Annotated in this window: 27 protein-coding genes; 21 read left to right on the top strand and 6 right to left on the bottom strand. The window is 69.8% G+C overall.

The window, feature by feature from the left end:
• Window positions 1–153 precede the first annotated feature (153 nt).
• The 3 genes from MKK49_RS07460 to ldtR all read left to right on the top strand — a co-directional run bounded on the left by MKK49_RS07460 (window position 154) and on the right by ldtR (window position 2397).
• Window positions 154–1245, top strand: a complete 1092-nt coding sequence (locus tag MKK49_RS07460) for an enoyl-CoA hydratase/isomerase family protein (protein WP_244027447.1) — start codon at window positions 154–156, stop codon at window positions 1243–1245.
• A 13-nt stretch (window positions 1246–1258) separates the two neighbouring features.
• Window positions 1259–1720 (top strand): DUF6163 family protein, encoded by a 462-nt coding sequence (locus MKK49_RS07455; protein ID WP_244027445.1) that lies wholly within the window; start codon window positions 1259–1261, stop codon window positions 1718–1720.
• Window positions 1721–1884: 164 nt separating this feature from the next.
• Window positions 1885–2397, top strand: coding sequence for a transcriptional regulator LdtR (gene ldtR, locus MKK49_RS07450; protein ID WP_244027443.1), 513 nt, complete (start codon window positions 1885–1887; stop codon window positions 2395–2397).
• 205 nt (window positions 2398–2602) lie between these two features.
• Here the strand turns inward: ldtR and pqqA (MKK49_RS07445) are convergent, their stop codons facing one another.
• Window positions 2603–2692 (bottom strand): pyrroloquinoline quinone precursor peptide PqqA, encoded by a 90-nt coding sequence (gene pqqA, locus MKK49_RS07445; RefSeq protein WP_056092902.1) that lies wholly within the window; start codon window positions 2690–2692, stop codon window positions 2603–2605.
• Window positions 2693–2751: 59 nt separating this feature from the next.
• Entirely contained in the window at window positions 2752–2841 is a 90-nt protein-coding gene (gene pqqA, locus MKK49_RS07440) for a pyrroloquinoline quinone precursor peptide PqqA (protein ID WP_055952695.1), read from the bottom strand.
• Between the two features lie 440 nt (window positions 2842–3281).
• Between pqqA (MKK49_RS07440) and mgtE the strand changes: the two genes are divergently transcribed.
• The 16 genes from mgtE to MKK49_RS07360 all read left to right on the top strand — a co-directional run bounded on the left by mgtE (window position 3282) and on the right by MKK49_RS07360 (window position 19756).
• On the top strand, window positions 3282–4652 hold the full coding sequence (gene mgtE, locus MKK49_RS07435) for a magnesium transporter (protein WP_244027440.1): 1371 nt from the start codon (window positions 3282–3284) through the stop codon (window positions 4650–4652).
• A 204-nt stretch (window positions 4653–4856) separates the two neighbouring features.
• Complete coding sequence (petA, locus tag MKK49_RS07430) at window positions 4857–5456, top strand: ubiquinol-cytochrome c reductase iron-sulfur subunit (RefSeq protein ID WP_279595380.1); 600 nt, start codon at window positions 4857–4859, stop codon at window positions 5454–5456.
• Between the two features lie 48 nt (window positions 5457–5504).
• Window positions 5505–6791, top strand: a complete 1287-nt coding sequence (locus MKK49_RS07425) for a cytochrome b (RefSeq protein WP_244027439.1) — start codon at window positions 5505–5507, stop codon at window positions 6789–6791.
• A 22-nt stretch (window positions 6792–6813) separates the two neighbouring features.
• Window positions 6814–7710: a cytochrome c1 gene (locus MKK49_RS07420; protein WP_244027438.1), complete on the top strand. Its 897-nt coding sequence runs from the start codon at window positions 6814–6816 to the stop codon at window positions 7708–7710.
• A gap of 211 nt (window positions 7711–7921) precedes the next feature.
• Window positions 7922–8797: an S-methyl-5'-thioadenosine phosphorylase gene (locus MKK49_RS07415; RefSeq protein ID WP_244027437.1), complete on the top strand. Its 876-nt coding sequence runs from the start codon at window positions 7922–7924 to the stop codon at window positions 8795–8797.
• Between the two features lie 138 nt (window positions 8798–8935).
• Window positions 8936–9523, top strand: coding sequence for an imidazoleglycerol-phosphate dehydratase HisB (hisB, locus tag MKK49_RS07410; RefSeq protein WP_244027436.1), 588 nt, complete (start codon window positions 8936–8938; stop codon window positions 9521–9523).
• A gap of 29 nt (window positions 9524–9552) precedes the next feature.
• On the top strand, window positions 9553–10038 hold the full coding sequence (locus MKK49_RS07405; RefSeq protein ID WP_244027435.1) for a DUF2628 domain-containing protein: 486 nt from the start codon (window positions 9553–9555) through the stop codon (window positions 10036–10038).
• Window positions 10035–10694 carry an imidazole glycerol phosphate synthase subunit HisH gene (hisH, locus tag MKK49_RS07400; RefSeq protein ID WP_244027434.1) on the top strand — a complete coding sequence of 220 codons (660 nt, stop codon included), beginning with the start codon at window positions 10035–10037 and terminating at the stop codon, window positions 10692–10694. The genes MKK49_RS07405 and hisH overlap by 4 nt, the downstream gene beginning before the upstream one ends.
• A gap of 46 nt (window positions 10695–10740) precedes the next feature.
• Window positions 10741–11487 carry a 1-(5-phosphoribosyl)-5-[(5-phosphoribosylamino)methylideneamino]imidazole-4-carboxamide isomerase gene (gene hisA / locus MKK49_RS07395; protein ID WP_244027431.1) on the top strand — a complete coding sequence of 249 codons (747 nt, stop codon included), beginning with the start codon at window positions 10741–10743 and terminating at the stop codon, window positions 11485–11487.
• 27 nt (window positions 11488–11514) lie between these two features.
• Entirely contained in the window at window positions 11515–12291 is a 777-nt protein-coding gene (hisF, locus tag MKK49_RS07390; protein ID WP_244027430.1) for an imidazole glycerol phosphate synthase subunit HisF, read from the top strand.
• 96 nt (window positions 12292–12387) lie between these two features.
• On the top strand, window positions 12388–12711 hold the full coding sequence (locus MKK49_RS07385; RefSeq protein ID WP_244027429.1) for a phosphoribosyl-ATP diphosphatase: 324 nt from the start codon (window positions 12388–12390) through the stop codon (window positions 12709–12711).
• A 101-nt stretch (window positions 12712–12812) separates the two neighbouring features.
• Entirely contained in the window at window positions 12813–13730 is a 918-nt protein-coding gene (gene coaA / locus MKK49_RS07380) for a type I pantothenate kinase (protein WP_244027466.1), read from the top strand.
• A gap of 124 nt (window positions 13731–13854) precedes the next feature.
• Window positions 13855–15168, top strand: a complete 1314-nt coding sequence (locus MKK49_RS07375) for a hemolysin family protein (protein WP_313899147.1) — start codon at window positions 13855–13857, stop codon at window positions 15166–15168.
• Window positions 15169–16266: 1098 nt separating this feature from the next.
• Window positions 16267–17892 (top strand): porin, encoded by a 1626-nt coding sequence (locus MKK49_RS07370; protein WP_244027428.1) that lies wholly within the window; start codon window positions 16267–16269, stop codon window positions 17890–17892.
• A 290-nt stretch (window positions 17893–18182) separates the two neighbouring features.
• Window positions 18183–19112, top strand: a complete 930-nt coding sequence (locus MKK49_RS07365; protein ID WP_244027427.1) for a transporter substrate-binding domain-containing protein — start codon at window positions 18183–18185, stop codon at window positions 19110–19112.
• Window positions 19113–19267: 155 nt separating this feature from the next.
• Window positions 19268–19756: a lipocalin-like domain-containing protein gene (locus MKK49_RS07360; protein WP_244027426.1), complete on the top strand. Its 489-nt coding sequence runs from the start codon at window positions 19268–19270 to the stop codon at window positions 19754–19756.
• A 32-nt stretch (window positions 19757–19788) separates the two neighbouring features.
• On the opposite strand, the gene MKK49_RS07355 is transcribed toward MKK49_RS07360, so the two are convergent.
• Both MKK49_RS07355 and sseA read right to left on the bottom strand, forming a co-directional pair.
• Window positions 19789–20628 (bottom strand): urease accessory protein UreD, encoded by an 840-nt coding sequence (locus MKK49_RS07355; protein WP_409565031.1) that lies wholly within the window; start codon window positions 20626–20628, stop codon window positions 19789–19791.
• 31 nt (window positions 20629–20659) lie between these two features.
• A complete protein-coding gene (gene sseA / locus MKK49_RS07350) occupies window positions 20660–21505 on the bottom strand; it encodes a 3-mercaptopyruvate sulfurtransferase (RefSeq protein ID WP_244027425.1) in 846 nt (281 codons plus the stop codon).
• 202 nt (window positions 21506–21707) lie between these two features.
• Here sseA and MKK49_RS07345 point away from each other — a divergent pair, with 202 nt between their 5' ends.
• The gene (locus MKK49_RS07345; protein ID WP_244027423.1) at window positions 21708–21950 is read left to right on the top strand and encodes a hypothetical protein; all 243 of its coding nucleotides are present in this window, start codon (window positions 21708–21710) and stop codon (window positions 21948–21950) included.
• Window positions 21951–21957: 7 nt separating this feature from the next.
• On the top strand, window positions 21958–22311 hold the full coding sequence (locus tag MKK49_RS07340) for a hypothetical protein (protein WP_244027421.1): 354 nt from the start codon (window positions 21958–21960) through the stop codon (window positions 22309–22311).
• On the opposite strand, the gene MKK49_RS07335 is transcribed toward MKK49_RS07340, so the two are convergent.
• Together MKK49_RS07335 and MKK49_RS07330 are read right to left on the bottom strand one after the other, a co-directional pair.
• The gene (locus tag MKK49_RS07335) at window positions 22292–23515 is read right to left on the bottom strand and encodes a GNAT family N-acetyltransferase (protein WP_244027420.1); all 1224 of its coding nucleotides are present in this window, start codon (window positions 23513–23515) and stop codon (window positions 22292–22294) included. The genes MKK49_RS07340 and MKK49_RS07335 overlap by 20 nt on opposite strands.
• Window positions 23515–24924, bottom strand: a complete 1410-nt coding sequence (locus MKK49_RS07330; protein WP_244027419.1) for a lipopolysaccharide biosynthesis protein — start codon at window positions 24922–24924, stop codon at window positions 23515–23517. The genes MKK49_RS07335 and MKK49_RS07330 overlap by 1 nt, the downstream gene beginning before the upstream one ends.
• Window positions 24925–25156 lie beyond the last annotated feature (232 nt).

Here is a 25156-nt window from a genome sequence, read left to right as displayed (position 1 = left end):
GGACTTGTCGGGCTGCGTGATCTATCACAATCACACGTCTCGACAATTCCGGCCCGCCGCCGCAGGCCGATCCGACGCAGGAACCGGGCGGGCGATTGACGGACCGGGCCGAAACTTCGACTAAGCGACCCATCCTGGGACGGAAGGCGGGCGATGGCGGGCGGACGAGAGGCAGGTGCGGACGAGCCGGAAATCCTGTTCGCGCGCCGCGGGGCGGTGGGCCTCGTCACCCTGAACCGGCCGCGCGCCCTCAACGCCCTGTCCCTGGCGATGATCGCCGCGATGCACGCGCAGCTGCGGGCCTGGGCGAGCGACGATGCGGTCACCCGCGTCGTCCTGCGCGGGACCGGCGGGCGCGCCTTCTGCGCCGGCGGCGACGTGCGGGCCCTCTACGCCCTGGCCAAGTCCGGGCGCCACGCGGAAGTCGACGCCTTCTGGCACGGCGAGTACGGCCTCGATGCCTTCGTCCAGGCCTATCCCAAGCCCATCGTCTCCCTCATCGACGGGCTCTGCATGGGCGGCGGCAACGGCCTCTCGCTGCACGGCAGCCACCGGGTGGCGTCGGAGGGCTATCGCTTCGCCATGCCGGAGGTCGGGATCGGCTTCTTCCCCGATGTCGGCATGACCTACGCCCTGCCGCGCCTGCCCGGCCGGACCGGCACCTACCTCGCGCTCGCCGGCGCCACCATCGGGCCGGGCGACGCCCTCGCCCTGGGGCTCGCCACGCACCACGCCCCCGCCGGGCGGTTCGACGCCATCGTGGCGGATCTCGCCGAGGGCGGCGACATCGACGCCGCGCTAACCGAGCACGCGGAGACGCCGCCACCGCCGGGGCCCGTCATGGCCGAGCGCGCCCTCATCGATGCGTGCTTCGCCGAACCCGGCGTCGCGGACATCCTCGCCCGTCTCGACGGCGCGGCGGCGCGGGGCTCCGGGTTCGCCGCCGAGACCGCCGCCCTCATGCGCACGCGCTCGCCCACCAGCCTGTGCATCGCCCACGCGCAGATGCGGCGCGGGCCAGCGATGACATTCGCGCAGGCCATCGCCGCCGAGACCCGTCTCGCCGCGTGGCTGATGGACGGCCACGACTTCTTCGAGGGCGTGCGCGCGGCCCTCATCGACAAGGACGGCGCGCCGGCCTGGCGGCCCGCGACCCTGGACGCCGTCGACCACGACGCCATCGCGGCGATCTTCGAAACCCCGTTCGCGGCAAGCGGCGGCCCCGCGCCGCGATCCGGCACATGAGGACAGATCCAGCGTGCGCAGTCTGACGAAGGTGGGCGCGAACCGGAGCGGTCGCGCGGGCGAGGGCGGCGGCGACCGGATCGAGCGGTCGCCCCGCCCGCCGCAGACCGGCTGGGACGTGGTGCTGGTGTGGTTCATGCGCGCCACCGCCCTGGTCTGGCTCGCCAAGGCGGTGGCGACCTGGGCCTCGATCCTCGACGTGCTGCCGGGGGCGCGGCCCTTCGAGGCCGAACCGGTGACCCGCCAGACGGTGATCGTCTACTTCGCCGTCATCGACGCCATGGCGGCGGTGGGCCTGTGGCTCACCAGTGCCTGGGGCGGCGTGGTCTGGCTGCTCGCCGCCACGAGTGCCCTGACGCTGGCGATCCTCACCCCGCATCTGCTGCCGATGTCGATGCCTTATCTTGGACTACAGGCAAGCATCGTGGTGGTCTACTTCATCCTGTCCTGGCTGGCGGCGCGGGAAATCCGGTGAACGAAGCCTTACGACGATCACTTCATCTTGCATTTACCGACAGAGGTAAATCGCAAATTCATCCTATCGCTTAAACCGTCTTTCATCCGTGGCGCCTAGGTTGGGTTCATGAGCGGTGGCGAAGAACACCGGCCCTGCAACCCGAACATCTGACGAGGCCCGCGATGAAGTCCCAGGCAGCCAAGGTTAGCGACACGAATACCTCTGCCGAGACCGGCACCGCCCACGGCTCGTACCTCGAGGCCCTCCACCTCGTGGAGCGCCTGCACCGCCGCCTCCTCGACGTGATCAAGGACGAGTTCGAGCGCCGCGACCGCGAGGACGTCAACAGCGTCCAGGCCCTGCTGCTCTACAACATCGGCGACAAGGAACTGACCGCGAGCGAGCTGCGCACCAAGGGCTACTATCTCGGCTCCAACGTCTCCTACAACGTCAAGAAGCTCGTCGAGGCCGGCTACCTCCACCATGCCCGCTCGACCACGGACCGCCGCTCCGTCCGCATCAGCCTGACCGACAAGGGCCGCCAGATCCACGACATCATCCAGACCCTCTACGACAAGCACGCCCGCACCATTCAGCCCATCGGCGGCATCTCGGACGACGATTTCGGCCGCATGAACGTGGCGCTCGGCCGCCTCGAGCGCTTCTGGACCGACCAGATCCGCTACCGCCTCTAAAGCATCGTCCCGAAAGGTGGCTTCGGGCTTTCGGGAACAGACGATGCGAAAATATCAACTTCAGAGCATCCGCACCACGCAGAAAGGCCCGGACGGTCCCCCGTCCGGGCCTTTCTGCGTTCGAGCCGCGCGCAACGAAAAAGGGGCGCCACCCTTTCGAGCAGCACCCCTTTCCAGGCGACGACTTCCTACAAGCGACGAACGCTTAGTTGAAGGTGTCGATCTCGGCGGACTCGTAGCTGGTGACTTCCATGCCGACGCAGATTTCCTGGACGATGGGGGCGGACCACTTCATGGTGTTTCTCCTGGTTTGGATTGGTTGGGTTGAGCTGACGCCCCGGGGGGCGCCGATCCCTAGTTGAAGGGATCGATTTCCGCCGACTCGTAGCTGGTGACTTCCATGCCGACGCAGATTTCCTGAACGACGGGGGCAGACCACTTCATGGCGAAACTCCTTCGTGTTCGACGTCCTTGATATGGCGATACATTGGGCGCAATACAAGTGGGCGCTACACTTATATTTCTCATAGGACCGGCCCGCGGGATTGGAAACCGGGGTCCCGGCACGGCCCTGGCCCGTCCCGGCGATATGGTGCCGCAACGGCGCCCCGGCCAGTTCGTTCGCGTTGCCGGAGCCGGCCGGGCCTCGAAGAGCCCGGGACGGCGCGCATCCTCGGCTTGACGCGCGCGCGCCGGAGGCGCACCCACGCGCCGCCCGGTCTCCCGGACACCCCCGCAAGTCAGCCGATGCCCAGCGACAGTCCCCGACGATCTTCCGCGCCCAGCGCGGCCGCGCGCGCGGCCCGTCCGCCCCTCTGACAGGGACTCGGGCGGCTCACCGCCCCGGCCGTCCCCGGGCGTGCGCCCCCGCGCGAGGTGAGCCCATGAACGCGACCATCCCGTTTCCGACCAACGTCGATCCCTCCGTCCTGGCCGCCCGGCTGTCGGACGAGCGCGCACCCGACATCGTCGAGGCCCTGAACGAGGAGGCGCCCGAGGTCGCCGCCGCCATCCTGCTCGGCCTGCCGCACGAGCGCGCGATCGAGGTCCTCGACCAGCCCGAACTCGATTGCGCCGCCGACATCGTCGAGATGCTGCCGCGCGACCGCGTCGCCTCGTACCTCTCGGGCATGTCGGCCGACCGCATCACCGACCTGTTTCGCGAGATCGAGGAGCCCGGACGCTCCGATCTCCGCGCCCGCCTCGACGCCGAGACGCGCGGCGCCGTCGATCGCCTCAGCGCCTACGGCGAGGAGAGCGTCGGCTCCCTCATGACCACGGAGTTCGTCACCGTGCCGGGCGACTGGACCATCGGGCAGACCCTCGACCATGTCCGCCAGGTCGAGAAGACCCGCGAGACGATCTACTCGATCTTCGTCCTCGATCCGCGCACCCGGGCGCTGACCAAGGCGGTGCCCCTGCGCCGCCTCATCTCGGGCGACCCGGCCGACAACGTGCTCTCCGTCGCCCCGGGCCGGCGGCCCCTCGCGGTCTCGCCCACGGCGAGCCGCGAGGAGGCGGCGCGGCTCATCTCCAAATACGATCTCCTGGCGCTGCCCGTCATCGACGCCGTGGGCCACCTCATCGGCATCGTCACCGTCGACGACATGATCGACGCCATGGTGGAGAAGCAGACCCAGGACGTGCAGCGCTTCGGCGGCATGGAGGCCCTGCCCGAGCCCTACATGGAGATCGGCTTTCTCACGATGATCCGGAAGCGCGCCGGCTGGCTCTGCGCCCTGTTCCTCGGCGAGATGATGACCGCCACCGCCATGCAGGGCTTCGAGGGCGAGCTCGAGAAGGCCATCGTGCTGACCCTGTTCATCCCGCTCATCATGAGCTCGGGCGGCAATTCGGGCAGTCAGGCCACCTCGCTCCTCATCCGCGCCCTGGCGCTCCACGAGGTCCGCCTGCGCGACTGGTGGAAGGTGGCGATCCGCGAGGTGCCGACAGGCCTCGTCCTCGGGGCGATCCTGGGTGTGATCGGCATCGTCCGCATCGTCGTGTGGCAGAAGACCGGCCTGTACGATTACGGCGTGCACTGGCCGCTGGTGGCCGCCACCGTCGGCGCGGCGCTGGTCGGCATCGTCACCTTCGGCTCGCTCACGGGCTCGATGCTGCCGTTCCTGCTCCAGCGCCTCGGCTTCGACCCGGCCACGGCCTCGGCCCCGTTCGTCGCTACCCTGGTCGATGTCACCGGGCTGGTGATCTACTTTTCGGTGGCGATGCTGATCCTGAAGGGTACGCTCCTGTGACAAACGCGGGCGGATGAACTTCCGGTGACGCGGGGTCGCATTGCAAAAAATTGCCTGAGGGTGCTTGCCTCCCGGCGGGCTGACTTTCCTTCGAAAGCCTCTAATGTCCCGCCCGGCCACGCCGCGCCCCGCGCGCACCGTGGGCGCGCCCACATCCTTGGCCCCGTATCCTTGGCCCCGTATCCCTGGCTTGGAGTCCGACACTTGGCGAACCACTCGGCAACCCCCTCGGCCAACACGGTCGTCAATGCCGACGGCACCCTCCCGGGGACGGACGGCACGCGGCGCGACTTCATGTTCCTCGCCACCGGCGCGGCTTTGGCCGTCGGCGCCGGTGCCCTGGTCTGGCCCTTCGTCGCCTCCATGGCGCCCGATGCCGAGACCATCGCGGCGGGCGCCCCCCTCGAGGTCGACCTGTCGCCGATCCAGGAAGGCCAGATCGTCAACGTGTTCTGGCGCGGCAAGCTCATCTTCGTGCGTCACCGGACGGAGAAGGAGATCAAGGAGGCCGCCGCCGTCCCGATGAAGGATCTCATCGACCCGCAGACCGACGCCGCCCGGGTCAAGGACGGCCATGCCAAGTGGCTCGTGGTCTACGGCAACTGCACCCATCTCGGCTGCGTCCCCATCGGCCACCAGGGCCAGTACGAGGGCTGGTCGTGCCCCTGCCACGGCTCCCTCTACGACACCTCCGGCCGCGTGCGCCGCGGTCCCGCCCCGTCGAACCTTCCGGTTCCGCCCTACGCCTTCGAGACGGATGCCAAGATCCGGATCGGCGAAGAGGGCGGCAAGGCTGCGGCCTGAGGAAGGGCGACGGGATTTCATGCAACACTCTTCGAAGCGGGTAGCCCCATGAGCGCACACGCCAACACCTACGTTCCCAAGAGCCGCGTGGCGAAGTGGTTCGAGTCGCGGCTGCCCCTGGTCGGGCTGGTCCACTCCTCGTTCGTCGCCTTCCCGGTGCCGCGCAACCTCAACTATTTCTGGACCTTCGGCGCGATCCTCATCGCCATGCTGATGTCGCAGATCGTCACCGGCATCTGGCTGGCGATGCACTACGACCCGTCGGCCGCCAACGCGTTCAACTCCGTCGAGCACATCATGCGCGACGTGAACTACGGCTGGCTGCTGCGCTACATGCACGCCAATGGCGCGTCGATGTTCTTCGTCGCAGTCTACATCCACATGTTCCGGGCGCTGTATTACGGCTCCTACAAGGCGCCCCGCGAGATCCTCTACATCCTGGGCGTGATCATCTACCTCCTGATGATGGCCACCGCCTTCCTCGGCTACACCCTGCCGTGGGGCCAGATGAGCTTCTGGGGCGCCACCGTCATCACCAGCATCCTCGGCGCGATTCCCATCGTCGGCGAGACCATCCAGAGCCTGCTCTGGGGCGGCTACTCGGTGGGCAGCCCGACCCTGAACCGCTTCTTCTCCCTGCACTACCTCCTGCCGTTCATGATCCTCGGCGTCGTCGTGCTCCACGTCTGGGCCCTGCACGTCACCGGCCAGAACAACCCCGCCGGCATCCCGATCAAGTCGAGCAAGGACGCGGTGCCGTTCACGCCCTACGCCACGGTCAAGGACGTGTTCGCCACGGTCGTGTTCGGCATCTTCTTCGCCTACTGGATCTTCTACCAGCCGAACTACCTCGGCCACGCCGACAACTACGTCCCGGCCAACGCCGCCGTGACCCCGGCCCACATTGTGCCGGAATGGTACTTCCTGCCGTTCTACGCGATCCTGCGCGCGGTGCCGGACAAGCTCGGCGGCGTGATCCTGATGTTCAGCGCGGTGATCATCCTCGCCTTCGCGCCCTGGCTCGACACCTCGCGGGTGCGCTCGGCCAACTACCGTCCGATCTACCGTCAGTTCTTCTGGCTGTTCGTCGTGGTCACGATCCTGCTCGGCTGGCTCGGCGCCAAGCCGCCGGAGGGCGGCTACGTCATCGCCGCGCGCCTGTGCACGGCCTACTACTTCCTCCACTTCCTCGTCGTGATGCCCCTCGTCGGCCTCTTCGAGACGCCCGACCGCCTGCCGGACTCGATCCTCGAGAGCGTCACCGGTCCGGGCAAGCAGGTCTCCGGGTCCGGCATGCCGGCCGGGGCCGCGGCCGCACCGTCGTCCAAGGGTTGAGGGCAGGGGACTTTTGAGCACCATGAAAACCACCCGCCTTCTCGCCGCGACCCTCGTCGCGGCCACCCTCGGCATCACCCTGGCTTCGGCGGAGGAGGAGCACGGCGCTCCCCAGCCGCCGCGCCAGGCGTGGAGCTATGCCGGCATGTTCGGCCGCTTCGACCAGGCCCAGCTCCAGCGCGGCTTCCAGGTCTACCGCGAGGTCTGTTCGAGCTGCCACAGCATGAACCTGGTGCGCTTCCGCAACCTCTCGGAGCCGGGCGGCCCGGGTTTCAGCGCCGCCCAGGTCAAGGCGCTCGCCGCCGAGTACAAGGTCAAGGAACAGAACGATTCCGGCGAGGACGCCGAACGCCCCGCCCGGGCCGCCGACGCCTTCCCGCCGCCGTTCCCCAACGAGAAGGCGGCGGCCGCCGCCAACGGCGGCAAGGCCCCGCCGGACTTCTCGGTGCTGGCGAAAGCCCGCACCTTCGAGCGCGGCTTCCCGAAGTTCCTCACCGACGCGCTGCCCGTCGTCGGCTACACCGAGCACGGCGTCGACTACATCCACGCGGTGCTCGACGGCTACGAGGACCCGCCGGCCGGCAAGGACGTCCCGTCGGGCACGTACTACAACAAGTACTATCCCGGGCATCTGATCGCGATGCCCAAGCCCCTGAGCGACGGCCAAGTCACCTACGCCAAGAACGACAAGGGCGAGCCGGTGGTGCCGGAGACGGTGAACCAGTACGCCACGGACGTCGCCGCGTTCATGGCCTGGACGGCTGAGCCGCACATGATGGCGCGCAAGGCCCTGGGCCTGCGGGTGATCCTGTTCCTCATCGTGCTCTCGGGCCTGCTCTACTACGTCAAGAAGAAGATCTGGGCGAAGGTCGGCGGCGAGGTCCACGGCCTCCAGCCGGAACTGCACAAGACCCACTAGAGCCGTGCCCGATTCAATTGGATCGGATCACGTCTCCAACGCCTTGTTTCGTCGTGCTCTCTTGCGACGAACCGGTATCCACTTCGTCGGAGAGCACTCTAGGCCGATCGGACGGGGCGGGGCTCGACACGGGCCGCGTCCTCACCGAAACACCACAGCGCCGGCGTTCCCACACGGGGGCGACCGGCGCTCGCTGTATGGAGCCATGAGAATGACGCAAGCGGTGCTCGGCGTGATGGGCGGGTCGGGGGTCTACGACCTGCCGGGCCTGGAGGACGTGCGCGAGGAGGCGGTGCAATCGCCCTGGGGCGAGCCCTCGGATGCGCTCCGCATCGGCCGGATCGGGCAGACCAAGGTGGTGTTCCTCGCCCGCCACGGACGCGGCCATCGCCTGTCGCCGACCGGCATCAACTACCGCGCCAACATCGACGCGATGAAGCGGGCCGGCGTCACCGACCTCGTCTCGCTCTCCGCCTGCGGTTCGTTCCGCAGCGAGCTCCATCCGGGCCTGTTCGTCCTCGTCGACCAGTTCGTCGACCGGACGCATGGCCGCGCGTCCTCGTTCTTCGGCAACGGCTGCGTCGCCCACGTGTCGCTGGCCCACCCCATCGGCCCGGCCCTGCAGAACCGCATCGCCGAAGCGGCTGCGGCGGAGGAGATCGCGGTCCATCGCGGCGGCACCTACGTCTGCATGGAAGGCCCGCAATTCTCGTCCCTGGCCGAATCCACCGCCTACAAGGCGCAAGGGTTCGACGTCATCGGCATGACCAACATGCCCGAGGCCAAGCTCGCCCGCGAGGCCGAGATCACCTACGCCACCATCGCCATGGTGACGGATTTCGACTGCTGGCACCCGAGCCACGACGCCGTCGACGTCGCCGCCGTGGTCGCCGTCGCCCGCGCCAACGCGGACAAGGCCGCCCGCCTCGTCGCCCGCCTCGCCCGCGATTTTTCGCAGGCGCGCGAGGCCTGCCCCGTCGGCTCCGACCGTGCCCTCGACGGTGCCATCATGACCGCCCCGGCCCAGCGCGATCCGGCCCTGCTCGCCAAGCTCGACGCCGTCGCCGGCCGCGTCCTGAACGGGTGATGCGCGCCGGGGACGGCACCCGATCCCGATGAATCGCCCGGTGAATCGCGGGCCCGCTCCCTTCACAGGCGGGCCCCGTTGGCTCTAGAAGGCGGGTTCGTCTCTAAGAATCCGACCGCACAAGAGCAAATTTCAGGCATGCGCGCCGCCAGCATCGACCGCCGCACGGCGGAGACCGACGTCCACGTCGCGGTCAACCTCGACGGGACCGGCCGCGCCACCATCGCGACGGGCGTCGGCTTCCTCGATCACATGCTCGAATTGCTGGCGCGCCACGCCCTGTTCGACATCGAGGTCTCGGTGACCGGCGACCTCCACGTCGATCAGCACCACACCACGGAGGATGCCGGCATCGCGCTGGGCCAGGCCTTCGCCCGGGCGCTCGCCGACAAAAGCGGCATCGCGCGCTACGCCGACATCCACCTGCCCATGGACGAGGCCCTGACGCGGGTCGCCGTCGACATTTCCGGCCGGCCGTTTCTCGTGTTCCGCACGGCGTTCAGGGTCGAGAAGATCGGGCAGTTCGACACCGAGCTCGTGCGCGAGTGGTTCCAGGCCTTCGCCATGAACGCCGGCATCACGCTCCATGTCGAGACCCTCTACGGCGACAATGCCCATCACATCGCCGAGAGCTGCTTCAAGGGACTGGCCCGCGCCTTGCGGCAGGCGGTGACCGTCGATCCGCGCGAGGGCGGCCGCGTCCCCTCGACCAAGGGCTCGCTCTGACCGGACAGGGTCGCACGAGAGGACACGCCATGCGCACCTACACGCTGCACCTCGATCGGGATGCGATCGCGGGCGAAGCCCAGGGCCTCGAGCGCGCGCACCTCGTGCCCGACGGCTTCTCGTGGACGGCCTTCGCCTACGGTCCCCTGTGGTTCCTCTATCACCGCCTCTGGCTCGCCGCCCTCGGCGTCCTCGCCCTCCTCGGCGCCACGGCGTATGCCGGCCGGATGGCCGGGCTGACCCCGTTCGCCGGGTTCGTCGTGACCCTCCTCGTCCTCGTCCTCGTCGGCCTCGAAGCCTCGTCCCTGCGGCGCTGGACCTACGCCCGCCGCGGCCGCCCGGTGCGGGATGCCGTGCTGGCGGGAAGCCTGGAGGAGGCCGAGATGAAGGCGGCGACCCGCTGGCTCGACGGCGCCGCTCCGGCGCGCCCGGCGCTCGCCCCCTACGGCAACGCTCCCGCCCGCCCGAGCGAGACCGCCATCGGCATGTTCCCCATTAGCGAGGGCCGGCGGTGACGCCCGAGACCGTCGCGATCATCGATTACGGCTCGGGCAACCTGCACTCGGCGGCCAAGGCCTTCGAGCGCGCCGCCCGCGAGGCCGGCCTCGACAGCCGCATCGTCCTGACCGCGCAAGCCGAGACCGTGGCGAGCGCCGACCGCGTCGTGCTGCCGGGGGTCGGCGCCTACGCCGATTGCCGCGCCGGCCTCGACGCCGTGCCGGGCATGGTCGAGGCCATGACCCATGCGGCCAAGGTCCGCGCCCGCCCGTTCCTCGGCGTCTGCGTCGGCATGCAGCTCCTGGCCACGCGCGGCCTCGAATACGCGACCACGCCGGGCCTCGACTGGATCGGCGGCGATGTCGGCCCGATCCGCCCCTCCGATCCGGCGCTCAAGGTGCCGCATATGGGCTGGAACACCCTGACGGCCGACCGCGACCACGCGCTGCTCGCCGACATCCCGCTCGGGGAGGACGGCCTGCACGCCTACTTCGTCCACAGCTTCGCGCTGGACCCGTCGCACCCCTCGGACACGGTGGCCCACGCCGATTACGGCGGGCCCGTGACCGCCATGGTGGCGCGGGACAACGTCGCCGGCACGCAGTTCCACCCCGAGAAGAGCCAGCATCTCGGCCTCGCCTTCCTGGCGAACTTCCTTCGGTGGCGTCCCTGATCCGGGACCGCCCCTCCCAACGAACGATTCGAAAGCGAACCGACGCGTGATCCTGTTCCCGGCCATCGATCTCAAGGAAGGGCGCTGCGTTCGCCTCGTGCAGGGCGACATGGCCCAGGCCATCGTGTTCAGCGACGACCCGGCCGCCCAGGCCGCCGTCTTCGAGGAGCAGGGCTTCCCCTGGCTCCACGTGGTCGATCTCGACGGCGCCTTCGCGGGCGCGCCGAGGAACGCCGACGCCGTCGACGCGATCCTCGCCCGGACCAAGCTGCCGGTGCAGCTCGGCGGCGGCATCCGCGAGATGAAGACCCTGGAGGCGTGGCTCGCCAAGGGCGTCAGCCGGGTCATCATCGGAACGGCCGCCGTGCGCGACCCCGCCTTCGTCCACGAGGCGGCGCGGCTCTATCCCGGCCGGATCGCCGTCGGCATCGACGCCAAGGACGGCCGCGTCGCCGTCGAGGGCTGGGCCACCACCTCCAGCATGACGGCGGAGGAACTCGGCCGCCGGTTCGAGGATGCCGGCGTCGCGGCCCTGATCTACACGGACATCGCCCGCGACGGCATCCTCAAGGGCCTCAACATCGAGATGACCTTAGGGCTCGCCCGCGCCGTGACGATCCCGGTGATCGCGTCGGGGGGCCTCGCCTCCATCGACGACGTGCACCGCATCCTCGAACCCGACTGCGCGCTGCTCGCCGGCGCCATCACGGGCCGCGCCCTCTACGACGGCCGCATCGATCCGCGCGAGGCGCTCGCCGCCATTGCGAAGGCCACGGGCCGATCGGCGGCCTGACCCGCCGTCGCCGTCAGGAGGGCATTCATGCTCAAGACCCGCATCATCCCCTGCCTCGACGTCAAGGACGGCCGCGTGGTCAAGGGCGTGCAGTTCCTCGAACTGCGCGACGCCGGCGATCCCGTCGAGGCGGCCAAGGCCTACGACGCCGCCGGGGCCGACGAACTCTGCTTCCTCGACATCACCGCGAGCCACGAGGACCGCGGCACGCTCCTCGATGTCGTGAGCCGCACGGCCGAGGCCTGCTTCATGCCGCTCACGGTGGGCGGCGGCATCCGCACGGTGGCGGACATCCGCACCCTGCTTCTGGCCGGCGCCGACAAGGTCTCCATCAACACGGCCGCCGTCGCCGATCCCGACTTCGTCGCGCGGGGGGCGGAGAAGTTCGGCAGCCAGTGCATCGTCGTCGCCATCGACGCCAAGCGCACGTCGGCGCCCGGCGGGCCCGACGCCTGGCAGATCTTCACCCATGGCGGGCGAAAGCCCACGGGCCTCGACGCCATCGCGTTCGCCCGCACGGTGACGGCGCGCGGGGCCGGCGAGCTCCTCGTCACCTCCATGGACCGCGACGGCATGCGCTCGGGCTACGATCTGGCGCTCACCCGCGCCATCGCGGATGCCGTGAGCGTGCCGGTGATCGCGTCGGGCGGGGTCGGCGGCCTCGACGACCTCGTGGCCGGCGTCCGCGACGGCCATGCCAGCGCCGTGCTCGCCGCCTCGATCTTCCATTTCGGGCAGCACAGCATCGGCGAGGCCAAGGCCCATATGGCGGCGGCGGGCCTCTCCATGCGCCGCGACGCTTGACGCGGGGCCCGGAAGCGGCTCTTGCCCCATGATCAGGAATGCAGCCCCCCTCGCCGGGTGGCACGATAAGTCCGGACCGCCGGAATCCAGGACCGTATGACCCAGTTCACCCTCGCCGACCTGGACGCCCTCGTGGCGGACCGCGCCAAGGCCCCGGCCGACCAATCCTACACCGCCAAGCTCCTGTCCGGTGGCCCGGCAAAACCTGCCAAGAAGCTCGGCGAGGAGGCCGTCGAGGCCGCCATCGCCGCCGTGCAGGGCGACCATGACGGCCTCGTCGGCGAGGCGGCGGACGTGCTCTACCACCTCGTGGTGCTCCTGCGCGCCGGCGGCGTCGCCCTCGACGAGGTGATGGCCGAGCTCGAACGGCGCACCGCCCAGAGCGGCATCGCCGAGAAGGCCGCCCGGAGGCAACCGTGACCGCGGAGGCCGCCGTCGCGGCGACGCATCCGGAGCGCGACCCGGCGGTCGGGCAGGACCCCGTCACCGGCCTCGGGCCGGAGCGGCTCTCGCCCTACCGCCTGTTCACCCGCGAGGAATGGGCGCAGCTGCGCGCCGACACGCCGCTCACCCTCACCGCCGAGGACGTGACGCGCCTGCAATCCCTCAACGATCCGATCTCGGTCGAGGAGGTCGAGGCGATCTACCTGCCGTTGTCGCGCCTGCTCTCCCTCTACGTCGCGGCGACGCAGGGGCTGTTCAAGGCGACCCAGCGCTTCCTCATGGCCGAGCGCGAGGCCAAGGTGCCGTACATCATCGGCGTCGCCGGCTCCGTGGCGGTGGGCAAGTCCACCACCGCGCGGGTGCTCAAAGCCCTGCTGGCGCGCTGGCCCAACACCCCGAAGGTCGACCTCATCACCACCGACGGCTTCCTGCTGCCCAACGCCGAGCTCCGGGCCATGGGCGCCATGGAGCGCAAGGGCTTCCCGGAGAGCTACGACACCGCAGCACTCCTGCGCTTCCTCACGGACATCAAGGCGGGCAAGAAACAGGTGGCCGCCCCCCTGTACTCCCACCTCGTCTACGACGTGGTGCCGGGCGAGGAGCGGGTGGTGGATTCCCCCGACATCCTCATCGTCGAGGGCCTCAACGTGCTCCAGCCGGCGCGCCTGCCCCGCGACGGCACCGCGATCCCGTTCGTGTCCGACTTCTTCGACTTCTCGATCTACCTCGACGGCCACGAGGACGACCTGCACCGCTGGTACGTCAACCGCTTCCTGCGCCTGCGCCAGACGGCGTTCCGCGATCCCCTGTCGTACTTCCGGCGCTACGCCGAGGTGACGGAGGCCGAGGCCCTCGAGATCGCCGACACCCTGTGGACGACGATCAATCTGCCGAACCTGCGCGACAACATCCTGCCGACCCGCCAGCGCGCGAGCCTCATCCTCGCCAAGGGCGCCAGCCACCGCATCGAGAGCGTGGCGCTGCGCCGGCTGTAAGGTTCGGGCCGAGACGCCCGACGCGTCTGCCTCATATTGCTGCGGGCGGACCGCCTGAGGCGATTGGCCCCGTGGGGCACAACTGTTAGATCTCCCGCCACGACCCGTGGCGGTGGAGACGACGATTTCCGATCAAGCGTGGGCAACCGGCCTCGGCCTCGTTGCCGTCCTCGTCCTCGTCCTGGCCAACGGGTTCTTCGTGGCCGCCGAGTTCGCCCTCGTCTCGGTCCGCAGGAGCAGGGTGTCCGAACTCGTCACCGAGCGCCGGACCAACGCCACCGCCCTGCAGCGCGCCACCGACCAGCTCGACGCGCACCTGGCCGCGACGCAGCTCGGCATCACCATCTCGTCCCTGGCGCTGGGCTGGGTCGGCGAGCCGGCGCTCGCTCACCTCATCGAACCGCTGCTGGCTTGGCTGCCCGCCTCCGTGAGCGCGGTCGCCACCCACACCATCGCGGTGGCGATCTCGTTCGTGATCATCACGGCGCTGCACATCGTGCTGGGCGAACTCGCCCCCAAAAGCCTCGCCCTCCAGCGCAGCGAGCGCACGGCGCTGGCCGTGGTCCGGCCCCTGAGCCTGTTCCTGTTCGTGTTCCGCCCGGCGATCCTGTTCCTCAACGGACTCGGCAACGGCGTCGTGCGCCTGTGCGGCCTCAAGGCCGGCCACGGCGAGGGCTCGCTGCATTCGACGGCGGAACTGAACCTCCTGATCCAGGCGAGCCAGGAAGCGGGCCTCATCCGCGAGGCGCAGCAGGAGGCGGTGGAGCGCATCTTCTCCATCGGCGAGCGCAAGGTCCGCGACATCATCACGCCGCGCCACGAGGTCGAGTGGGTCGATGCCGACGACGACCGCGACGCGATCCTGAAGGCCGTGCGTGAGTGCGACCACGCCCAGATCGTGGTGAGCCGCTCCCAGGTCGACGAGATCGTCGGCGTCGTGCGCAAGCAGGACCTCCTGAATCAGGTCCTCGACGGCGGCACCATCGACGTCCTGGCCGCAACCCAGCCGCCCATCGTCGTGCACGAGAGCCTGTCGATCCTCGCCGTGCTGGAGATCTTCCAGGCCCAGCCCGTGCGCATGGCCATCGTGGTGGACGAGTACGGCAGCCTCGAGGGCATCGTCACCCAGACCGACCTGCTCGAGGCCATCGCGGGCGACATCCCGGAGATCGGCGACGAGCCGGCGGTGGTCGAGCGCGAGGACGGCTCCCTGCTCATCGACGGGATGATGCCGGCGGGTCAGGCCTTCGAGCGCCTCGCCTTCGCCGAGCGGCCGGACACCGAGGATTTCGCCACCCTGGCGGGCTTCGTCATCTTCCAGCTCGGCCGCATCCCGTCCGCCGGCGACCATTTCGAGACCCATGGCTGGCGCTTCGAGGTCGTCGACATGGACGGACGCCGCGTCGACAAGGTCCTGGCGACGCCGACGCCCGCCTGACGGCCGGAGACGAAGGGCGACGCGTGCCTGCCCCAAGCGCGCGATCCGCTCCCCGCGTACGAAGCCGTGAGATTCACGCAGCTGCGTTCTTCAAGGAGCGGGGCGCGTCCCTCTCGCCCCTGCGGGACGAGGCAATTGCATACGAACTGCGACGGGCCCCCTCTCTTTTCAGGGAGGGCGATCGCGGATGAGTTTTCCCGGCGTTCGAACGGCGAAGCAAAGCGCTTCGAACGGTCGCGACAGGCCCCCTCTCCTGGAAGGAGAGGGTTGGGGTGAGGTGTGGGACCTTTCCAGAGAGATCGCACACCTAACCCTGTCCCTCTCCTTCCTGGAGAGGGGACCCGTCTGCCCCGTGCGATGTGGGCATCCGATAGCCTGAACAGAGTGAGGTCATCGCGACCGCCCGGTCCCGGACGGTCAAGTGGAAAGCCTCTGGGTCGGCAGGCCGTCCGGCGGGACTACTCCCCGGCGCCGCGATCCGGCGGAGTCCGAATCGTGCGGCGCGTGATTCGTCCCGGCCTCCGATTCACGGCCGCCGGAGCGGCGAGACGGCCCCGCGATCCATCCACAGGCCGCCGACGGCCGTGCCGCGCGCGCGCGACGCGCGCCACCGCCGGGTCCGCATTCGCGGGATCGGCGCCCGCGCGTGCAGCGTCTTCAGAAATAATCCCAGCCCTGCCTATGAATACATCGTTCAATATACCAAACGAGCACATCCAGCCGATTTCGCGCCGAAAAAGTGAACTATCTTGCCAAAATGGGCCGAAACGGAGCAGAGCTCAACGCCCCGGCGAAGCGGAGGAACGGCTGGCCATCGGCCTGAAATCACGCTCTGGCTCATACGCTTAGCCGCCTGTGCAACGTTGCAAGCCCGCAACACGGGGTCGGAACCGCCGTTCCGATCACGTTTTCGAGTTGCCCGAAGGAACCGGCTCGCACAGAGTGACTGGGCACTGGGGGCATCGCCAGCGCAACACTTCTGCAAACCAGCGAATACGCTCGGCTGTTGAACAATAAGGACGGCACGGGTCGCGGTCCTACGAATCATCGCGCCTGTAGTCGACCCTCCCTCGGGTCTCGAAGCTTTTGGAGATATCAATGAAGCTCTTGAAGAGCTCGCTTCTCGCCTCTGCCGCAGGATTTGCGGCCGTCGCTGGAGCACAGGCAGCCGACCTCCCGGTCAAGAAGGCCGCCCCCATCGAATACGTCCGCGTCTGCTCCGCCTACGGCGCCGGCTTCTTCTACATTCCCGGCACCGATACCTGCATCCGTCTGTCCGGCCGCGCGCGCCTCGAGATCGGTTTCCAGCCCAGCAACGCACGCAGCAGCCTGGGCAACGCCGGTGACACGACTGGATATCGCGGCCTCGCCCGAATCAACGTCGATGCCCGCACGCAGACCGCCTACGGCACCCTGCGCGCCTTCACCCGCCTCGAATTCGCCTCCCGCACCGGCGCCGTCGGCGGTCTCCGCTCGGGCACCCAGGAGCGCATCGGCAACGCCTTCGGCGCCCAGGGGCAGGACCAGAGCGGACGCGTCCAGCAGTTCGTGAGCACCGAGAAGGCGTTCATTCAGTTCGCCGGCCTCACCGCCGGTCGCGCCTCGTCGTTCTTCGACTTCTACGCCCACGACTTCGAAATCAGCGGCGCCACCGGCGGCTCCGACCTCGCCTCCACCAACCTGCTCGCCTACACGACCAAGCTCGGTGACGGCGGCTTCTCGGCCACGGTCTCGCTGGAAGATCCCAGCTTCCGTCGCAACACGATCAACTCGCAGGAATCGACGACCGTCGGCGCCCAGTCCCGCGTCCTGATCTCGACGAACGCCCTCGGCGTTCCGACCTTCGGCACCGTCGATGTCTCCCAGCGCAACCGCATGCCCGACTTCGTCGGTGTCCTGCGCTACGATGCCGCCTGGGGTTCCGCCCAGCTCTCCGCCGCGGTCAAGGAGCTGAACACCAGCAACGTCATCGGCTCCCCGACGCTCGTCGGCATCAACAACGGCTACGCCGCGAACATCGTCGGCGCCACCGCCGGTGCAACGAGCGATTACGGCTGGGCCGTCCAGGGCGGCGTGAAGATCAACATGCCGTTCATCGCCCCCGGCGACACCCTGTACCTGCAGGGCGCCTATGGCGAGGGCGCGACGCTCTACACCGGCTTCTCCTCGTACAACGGCAGCTACGCATCCCGCGTCAGCACCATCAGCGCCGCCGCATTCGACCCCTTCCAGGCCGATGCGACCCTCAACCCGCTCACCGGCAAGATCGAGCTGAACCGCAGCTTCACCGCGGTGGCTTCGTTCCTCCACTACTGGTCGCCTGAGTGGCGTTCGGCCGTGTTCGGCAGCTACGGCGAGATGGCCTTCGCCAGGGGTGCTCGCGAAGCCAACGCCGCCGCCTATGCCGGTTCTGCGTTCGCCGGAAACACCTCGTCGAGCAACTTCGTCGGCGCGCCGGGCACCCGCTCGTTCGCCCTCAGCCCGACGCTTCGCGACACCTACCAGTTCGTCGTCGGCAGCAGCCTGATCTGGTCGCCGGTGAAGGACCTCGATATCGGTGTCGAGGGCTTCTACACCAAGGTCGGTCTGCAGAACGGCCGCGTCATCGATCAGTACAACAATGGCCTGACCACCGCCGCTCAGGTGAATGCCGGAGCCGCTGTTCGCACCGTGACCTCCGCGGACACCTATCAGGTCCGCATGCGCGTCCAGCGCGACTTCTAAGTCGCCATCCGGTCGGGTGTCGTTGCGACATCCGACCGTTCGAGACACCGATGTTTTCGAGATCTGTAGACTGGCCCGGCTGCGAAGCCGGGCCTTTTTGCGTTCGACGCCCTCAGCAAATCGCCGTGACGTTCGGGTCCAAACGGCACGTCCGTTGCGAACGGAACGGTACGCATTCCTCGCGATGCGTGGAAAACACCGATTGCGTCGGCGATGGCCGTCGCTAACTTGCTATATGTGCCTTGAGCGATGGCCGTCGCGGCGATCGCCCCCCGGGAGTCAGCCTGCCAATGCGTTCGCGCCATTCAAGATCCGCCGTCACGGCGGCGTTCATCGCCCTTGCGGTCTCGGCCACAGCCACGGGCATCGCCCGGGCGGAGGACCTGACCGGGACCCTGAAGAAGATCAAGGAAACCAACGGGATCACCATCGGCTACCGCGACGCGTCGGTGCCGTTCTCCTACCTCGACAACGACCAGAAGCCCGTCGGCTACGCCTTCGAGATCTGCAAGAAGGTCGCCGAGGCGGTGAAGGTCCACCTCAAGCTGCCGAACCTCGAAGTGAAGCTGAACCCGGTCACCTCGGCGACCCGCATCCCGCTCATCGCCAACGGGACCATCGACCTCGAGTGCGGCTCGACGACGAACAACCCCGACCGCCAGAAGCAGGCCACCTTCACCAACACCCACTTCCTCACGGCCACCCGCTTCGTCTCGAAGAAGACGGCCAAGCTCGACAAGATCGACGATCTGAAGGGCAAGACCGTGGTCTCGACCTCGGGCACCACCAACATCCGCCAGATCAATGAGATCAACACGGCCCGCAACCTCGGCCTGACCATCCTGCCGGCCAAGGACCACGCCGAGGCGTTCCTCATGGTCGAGACCGGCCGCGCCGTCGCCTTCGTGATGGACGACGTGCTCCTCGCCTCGCTCGCCGCCAGCTCGAAGGAGCCGGGCGCCTACACCATCTCGAGCGAGGCCCTGTCGAAGCCCGAGCCCTACGGCATCATGCTGCGCAAGGACGACGCGCCGTTCAAGGCGGTGGTCGATGCGGCCACGGCCAAGCTCTACAAGAGCCCCGAGGGCAAGGCGCTCTACGACACTTGGTTCACCAAGCCGATCCCGCCGCGCGGCATCAACCTGAACCTGCCCATGAGCGAGGCCATGGTGAAGGCCTTCGCCAACCCGAGCGACAGCCCCGATCCGGCCGCCTACTGAGCCGATCTCGCGTCGAAGCGTGTGGAAATGGGGTTCCGGCGATGCCGGGGCCCCTTTTTCATGGTCGACCGACGAATCGATGGGCGCGAACTGCGAAGACCGGGCGTATCCTTGCGCGGATCGCCGCCGGCGAATCGACGATGGGGGAGACTCCCGTGAGGATCATCTGCACCCTTGCCGCCTGCTTCGGCGCGACATCTGCGTTTGCGCTCGAGCCACAGGATATCTCCGGCACCTGGAGACTTGCCGCAGCGACGCGAAAGCTCGTCGAATCGAATGAGGTGATCGAGGCCTATGGTGGCCCTCGGCCCACTGGCTGGCTCACCTACGGCAAGGACGGGCGAATGATGGTCATCTGCGCCTTCGAAGGGCGCACGAAGCCGGTCGCCAACGACAAGATGAGCGATGAGGATCGCGTTCATCTGCACAAGACGTTCTTCGCTTACGCGGGCACGTATCGGATCGATGGAAACAAGGTGACCCACGACATCGATACGTCGTGGAACGAGGTCTGGTCGGGGACATCCCAAGTCAGGGACGTGGAGTACGACGGCAGGACGCTGACCCTCAAAACCCCGCCGTTCAGATTCAACGTTGACGGGAAGATGAGTGTCCTCACGCTCCTCTGGGAGCGCTATCCCTGACCGTCACCGCGGGGAAGCGGCGCCCCGTGGGTTCAACTCTGCCACACCCGGGGGAGGGGCACGCCCCGGTAGCCGACGAGGACGTGCTGGGCCAGCGCCCGCAGGGCCGCCGGGTCCGCCCCGAGGAAGCGCACCACGAGGTGGCCGTTCCAGGCGCTCGCCGCCGCCCCGACGCCGTCCCGCGCACCCGCTTCGAGCAGGGCCCGCATGGTTTCGAGGCGGCCCTCCGCCCCCGGCGACACGTCGATGAGCGTCGCCATCGCCCGGGCATCGCCGCCGATGGCCGCCCGCGCCAGGGCGTCCGCGATCGCCCCGTCGAGCCGCACCGAATCGGCGTAGACGAGGCGCCCGTCGCGGCGGATCCGCCACGTGTCGTGGAAGCGCCCGTCGCGGATCCGCTCGCCCCGCGCCACCCGCCCGAAGGTCACAGCCTCGAAGGCCAGCAGCCCCGCATCCCCCGCGAGATCGACGGTGAGGCTGCGCCGGAGGCTGGCCCCGTCGAACAGGATCGTCTCCTGCGGCAGGAATGCGAGGTGGCCGCCGGCCGCCACCTCGACCCGGGTCTCGATCCCCGTGCTGGGCCCGTCGGAGCGATAGATCTTCTCCGCCGCCGTGGTGGTGAGCACGAGGCCGGCGCCCGCCCCCACGGCGACGGACACGGTGAACCGGTCGCCGCAGGCGATGCCGCCGGCGCTGTTCAGGAGCACCGCCTCGCACGGCCCCGCCGGCCCGCGCGGAAGGCGGACGCGCAAGGGGCCGGATTCGGCGATGTCGAGGATTCGGGTGTCGGACCCCATCCGTCCGACGCGCAGGTGAACGCGCCCGTCCGAGCGCTGGCGCGCGGGCGGGGTGGGACGGTCGGCGGGCGTCACGACGGGGCGTGGAACGGCGCGGCGCGGCGGCTCATGCGCCGGTGGCGACGGGTCGCGCCGGGTCCGCTCCCCATTCCGACCACGAGCCGTCGTAGAGGGCGCGCGGCGGGCGGCCGAGGGTCTCCAGAGCGAGCGAGACGATGGCGGCGGTGACCCCCGACCCGCAGGTGGTCACCACCGGCCGGTCCGGATCGACGCCGTTCTCGGCGAACACCGCCTTCAGGGCGTCGGGGTCCTTCAGCCGGCCGCCGGTCTGCAGCGCCGCGTAATGGACGTTCAGGGCCCCCGGCATGTGGCCCGGGCGCACGCCGGGGCGCGGCTCCGCCTCCTCGCCGCGAAAGCGCGGGCCGGAGCGGGCGTCGACCACCTGGGCCGAGCCGGATTCGAGCGCGCGGGCAATGTCTTGCGCGTCCGCCACCGCGCCGTGGTCGAGGCGGGCGGTGAAGTGGCGGCGCTCGCGCGGCCGGCCCTCGCCGTCCTCGATCGCGCCTCCCGCCGCGACCCAGGCCGGGAACCCGCCCTCCAGCAGCACCACGTCGCGCACACCGAACACCTGCAGCATCCAGCGCACCCGCGGCGCCGAGAACAGGCCCATCCCGTCATAGACCACGATGTGCGCCCCATCGCCGATGCCGAGCGCCCGCATCCGCGAGGCGAAGACCTCCGGGCGCGGCAGCATGTGCGGCAGGCCCGAGGTCTCGTCGCTCATGGCGTCGATGTCGAAGCGGACGGCCCCGGGGATGTGCCCGGCCCGGTACTCGGCCGCCGCGTCGCGCCCCTGCGCCGGCAGGTACCAGGAGCCGTCGAGGACGACGAGATCGGGGGCCTCGATCCGGGCTTTCAGCCAATCCACGGTCACGAAAGGCGTCGTCGCCATGATGCTGGATTCCATGCGCGTGAGGGAGGTGCCACTGAACCATATCCCGGCGGATGTTGCATCCTCCGGCGGGCTTGCATCGGTCGGGCGGCGGTGGTGGAGCCGGACGGCGTTGGCGAAAACGCGTCTTTCGCGCGCCCCGCCGCCGCCGATGCCCTATGTCAGCGATCGCCCCATCGATAAGGCCGGAGCCGCCTCGCCCTTGACCCCACGCGAAACCTTCCACATCGAGATCCTCGGGCCCGACGAACCCGGCGAGGACCCCGTGCGCCAGCGCCTCTCCGTCCGGGTCGGCAGCCTGGAGGCGGCCATGGAACGGGCCTTGGGCCTGTTCGCCCGGGCGCGCGCGCCGCAGCGCGGCGGGGGGCCGGCCGAAGCCGTGCGGGTCATCGACGGGGCCGGCACCGAGGTGTTCCGGCGAAGCCGCTTCGACGAGCCGGCCTGAAGCGATCATGGCGCGCCTTCTGCTCGTTCCGGTCCTGGTCGCGGCCTTCGCGGCCCTGTTCGTGCGCAGCTACAGCCTGCCGCCCGCCCCCGACCGCCGCGGCGGCACGGTGATCGTCCTCGATTGGCCGAACCGGCCGCTCTTCGGAAGTCCGCGCGGCGATTGCCTCGGGTTGCCCGATTCGGAGCTGCCCATCGCCTGCCTGATCGGCTCGGTCACCCGCTCGCGGCAGGGCCTCGTGCTCGCGAGCCTCCCGTTCTGCGCGACCTGCCACGACCTGTCGCAGCGCATCGCCGCCCTCGGCCGCGATCCCGAGGCCGTCGCGGCCGCTCAGGCGCGGATCAGTCGCTTCGGCTGGTAGGGGCATCCGGCGCCCCGGCCGCGCGGGCGCCCGTGCGGCCCCGGGCCCAGGTCCGTCGGGCGAGCATGCGGCTCACCCGGGCGCGCAGGCCTTCGAGCCGTCTCGCGAGACCAAACAGGCGGTCGCCGCCCGGCGCTGCGACGAGGACGTGCGCGAGCGGCATCCGTTCGGCCCAGAACGTCTCGGCGAGGCGGAAATCCGGGGGGGCGCAGGAATCGGCACCGCTCAGGGCGGTGTCCGCGATCAGGCTCCGCGTCATCTGATGGACGAGCTGCGCCCCGGGGGAGTCGCGGGCCTCCGCCTCGAGGAACGAGATCTTCACGCACCACGCCCGCTTGCCGGTGACGAAGGTCACCGCGCTCGCCAGGGTCGTCCCATCGCGACGCAGGCGGTCGATCCGCACCCGTCCCCGCGCGCCGAAGGCGGCCACGGAGGCATGCAACAACGCGATCTCCCCGGGGGTATCGCCGATGGCGGTGCCGGCCCGGCCCTTCCAGCCGATGCCTTCGAGGGCGATGTAGTCGTCGAGGGCGGCGCGAAGAACGGCGGGATCGCGGATTGTCTCGAAGTCCAGGGGCGCGAGACGCTCGGCCGACTGGCGCAGGCGCCGTCGGCGGCGGGACGACAGGTGGTCGAGATAGGCGGCGCGCTCGGGGCCCGTGCGGTCCGACAGGTCGAGGACCGCACGGGCATGCGCCCAGAACTCCGCGCGGGCGAGGCCATGGCTCCGGCAGGACCGGGCCAGGAGGTCCGCGAAGGGACCTTCCATCGGGACGTAGGTCAGCATCAGGCGGGGACCGGCGAGGCGGCCGGCCCCACGCAGGAGGCCGTCGAGGGCGCGGTCCGGCGCATCCGGATCGAGCAGGGGAACGCCGAAGACGCCGAAGCCGTGCATCCAGCCCATGGTGAGGCGCAAGGGTAGACCCCAGCGCCCGCGTCGGCGCCGGCACGGCCACACGGCGACGAGGCGCAGGCCCGGCTCCTCCGGCGGGCGGTCGCCGACGAGGAGGACCTCCACCCCGTCCCCGAAAGCGTCGAGCGCCGCCAGGGCGAAATCGGGATCGTAGAACAGGTTCTCGACGAAGGGCCGCCGGCTCAGGGCCCGCCAGGCCGGGAGCCACGGGGCGGCCGGATCGAGGGGGCGCAGGGCGGCGACGCGTCCGTCGGCCAGTCGCACCGCGGGGCCGTGACCGGGCACGCGCATCAGGCGGCGCGCCGCCGGAGCAGGTCGGCGAGCCCCAGGATGTTGAACCGCCACGCCATGGCGACGGCGCCGAGCCCGAGGAGGGCGAGTTCGAGGGCGACGGCCGGCGCCGTCCGGCCGGCGCCCGAAGCCTCGAGCCACGCGATGGCGATCCGGCAGGCGAGGGCGGTGGCTCCGATGGTCGCGACATCGCGCCAGGGCACCGGCATGCGCAGGCCCGTGCGGTCGCCGAAGACGAAGACGAGGCAGGCCAGCGCCTGTCCGAGGACCACGGCGATGGCCGCCCCGGTGATGCCGTAGGGCGGGATCAGCACGGCCGAGAGGCCGCTGATGGCGACGAGGAGGGTGACGGAGGCGACGGCATCGAGGCGGCTCGACGCCGAGAAGTAGATGATCTGCCCGAAATAGTACGAACGCAGCATCAGGAAGACGCTGGCGGCCACGAGCAGGGGCGCCACGCCGAGGGCGGCGGCCCGGTAGTCGGGCCCGAGCAGCACGGCGACGACGAGATCGTCGAAGGCGAGGAAGAACACAGCCCCGAAGGCCGCGATGAGAGCCATCAGGCGGGCCGCCCCTTCGAGGACGGGTCGGGCGGCCGCCATCCCGCCCTCCCGGGCCTCGCGCTTGGCGATGGAGACGAGGGCGAGCGCGATGCTGTCGCCGAACACGACGAAGCTCTGGCGCAGGAAGTCCGAGAAGGCCCCGTAGGCGCCGAGTTCGGCCACGCCGACGCTCTGGCCGATGATGAGGCGGTCGATGGTCTGGGCCAGGGCCGCGGCGGCGAAGGACAGGACCAGGGGCCAGCCATAGGCGACGAGGCGACGGGCCTCCGCCCAGCTGCCGCGCCCGCGCAGGAGGGATCCGAGGGCCACGAGCGGGGGCAGGGCCGCCAGCACGTTGGCCAGCGCCGTCGCGAGCAGCAGATCGACGGCGTGCCCGGTGAAGAGGAGGACGCCGCTGCCGAGGACGAGGACGAGGACGGCGCGCAGGACGATGGCGGAGGCGACCGCGCCGACTTCGAGACGGGTGCGGGCGATCTCGCAGGCCCCCTCGAACACCATCATGCCGAGGACCGCCGCCACGATGGCGGCGGCGGCGGCGGGCGCGACGATCCCGAGCCAGGCGCCGAGGGCGGCGCCCAGGGCGGCGAGCCCGATCATCGCCCCGAGCAGGCGCACAACCGTACCGACCTGATCGGGCGCGCGGGCCTCGTCGTAGAGGGCGAAGAACGAGAATTTCGGCCACTGGCAGGTGGCGCCGTAGAGGACCAGGGCCCAGGACAGGATCAGCAGGTAGCCGCCATACGCCTCCGCCGGGGCGAGCCGGGTGAAGACCGCGAGCGACGCCATGTTGAGGGCGGCCGCCACCCCGCGCGAGCCGACATAGGTCAGGGTGTGGCGCGCGATCACCGCCGGGCCGCCGGTGGAGGGCCGAGTCGCGGGCGGTGGGGGTGTCGCGTCGCGTTCACGTGCGTCTTTCGCCTGGGTCCGCGCCGCCGCCCCTTGGCCGAAGCCCCTTGGCCGAAGCCCCTTCGGAGCCCCTTGGCCGAGGCGACTCGCAAGACCTAGCATGCCGCCCTTGCCGAGGCGTCAACGCGGCCGGCCGCGCTGAGGGGGGTCCCTTTCGGGGCCCGGCTTCGCT

Origin of the sequence: Methylobacterium sp. J-090, from assembly GCF_022829345.1 — a bacterium.
Taxonomy (GTDB): Bacteria; Pseudomonadota; Alphaproteobacteria; order Rhizobiales; family Beijerinckiaceae; genus Methylobacterium.
This window is presented reverse-complemented; position numbering and strand designations above follow the sequence as displayed.

What these genes read in the sequence shown, in the direction of transcription:
- MKK49_RS07460 (WP_244027447.1), top strand. Translation starts at nt 154, where the DNA reads ATGGCGGGCGGACGAGAGGCAGGTGCGGACGAGCCGGAAATCCTGTTC.
- ldtR (WP_244027443.1), top strand. Translation starts at nt 1,885, where the DNA reads ATGAAGTCCCAGGCAGCCAAGGTTAGCGACACGAATACCTCTGCCGAG.
- pqqA (WP_056092902.1), bottom strand. Translation starts at nt 2,692, where the DNA reads ATGAAGTGGTCCGCCCCCATCGTCCAGGAAATCTGCGTCGGCATGGAA.
- pqqA (WP_055952695.1), bottom strand. Translation starts at nt 2,841, where the DNA reads ATGAAGTGGTCTGCCCCCGTCGTTCAGGAAATCTGCGTCGGCATGGAA.
- mgtE (WP_244027440.1), top strand. Translation starts at nt 3,282, where the DNA reads ATGAACGCGACCATCCCGTTTCCGACCAACGTCGATCCCTCCGTCCTG.
- MKK49_RS07425 (WP_244027439.1), top strand. Translation starts at nt 5,505, where the DNA reads ATGAGCGCACACGCCAACACCTACGTTCCCAAGAGCCGCGTGGCGAAG.
- MKK49_RS07420 (WP_244027438.1), top strand. Translation starts at nt 6,814, where the DNA reads ATGAAAACCACCCGCCTTCTCGCCGCGACCCTCGTCGCGGCCACCCTC.
- MKK49_RS07415 (WP_244027437.1), top strand. Translation starts at nt 7,922, where the DNA reads ATGACGCAAGCGGTGCTCGGCGTGATGGGCGGGTCGGGGGTCTACGAC.
- hisB (WP_244027436.1), top strand. Translation starts at nt 8,936, where the DNA reads ATGCGCGCCGCCAGCATCGACCGCCGCACGGCGGAGACCGACGTCCAC.
- MKK49_RS07405 (WP_244027435.1), top strand. Translation starts at nt 9,553, where the DNA reads ATGCGCACCTACACGCTGCACCTCGATCGGGATGCGATCGCGGGCGAA.
- hisF (WP_244027430.1), top strand. Translation starts at nt 11,515, where the DNA reads ATGCTCAAGACCCGCATCATCCCCTGCCTCGACGTCAAGGACGGCCGC.
- MKK49_RS07385 (WP_244027429.1), top strand. Translation starts at nt 12,388, where the DNA reads ATGACCCAGTTCACCCTCGCCGACCTGGACGCCCTCGTGGCGGACCGC.
- MKK49_RS07370 (WP_244027428.1), top strand. Translation starts at nt 16,267, where the DNA reads ATGAAGCTCTTGAAGAGCTCGCTTCTCGCCTCTGCCGCAGGATTTGCG.
- MKK49_RS07365 (WP_244027427.1), top strand. Translation starts at nt 18,183, where the DNA reads ATGCGTTCGCGCCATTCAAGATCCGCCGTCACGGCGGCGTTCATCGCC.
- sseA (WP_244027425.1), bottom strand. Translation starts at nt 21,505, where the DNA reads ATGGCGACGACGCCTTTCGTGACCGTGGATTGGCTGAAAGCCCGGATC.
- MKK49_RS07340 (WP_244027421.1), top strand. Translation starts at nt 21,958, where the DNA reads ATGGCGCGCCTTCTGCTCGTTCCGGTCCTGGTCGCGGCCTTCGCGGCC.
- MKK49_RS07335 (WP_244027420.1), bottom strand. Translation starts at nt 23,515, where the DNA reads ATGCGCGTGCCCGGTCACGGCCCCGCGGTGCGACTGGCCGACGGACGC.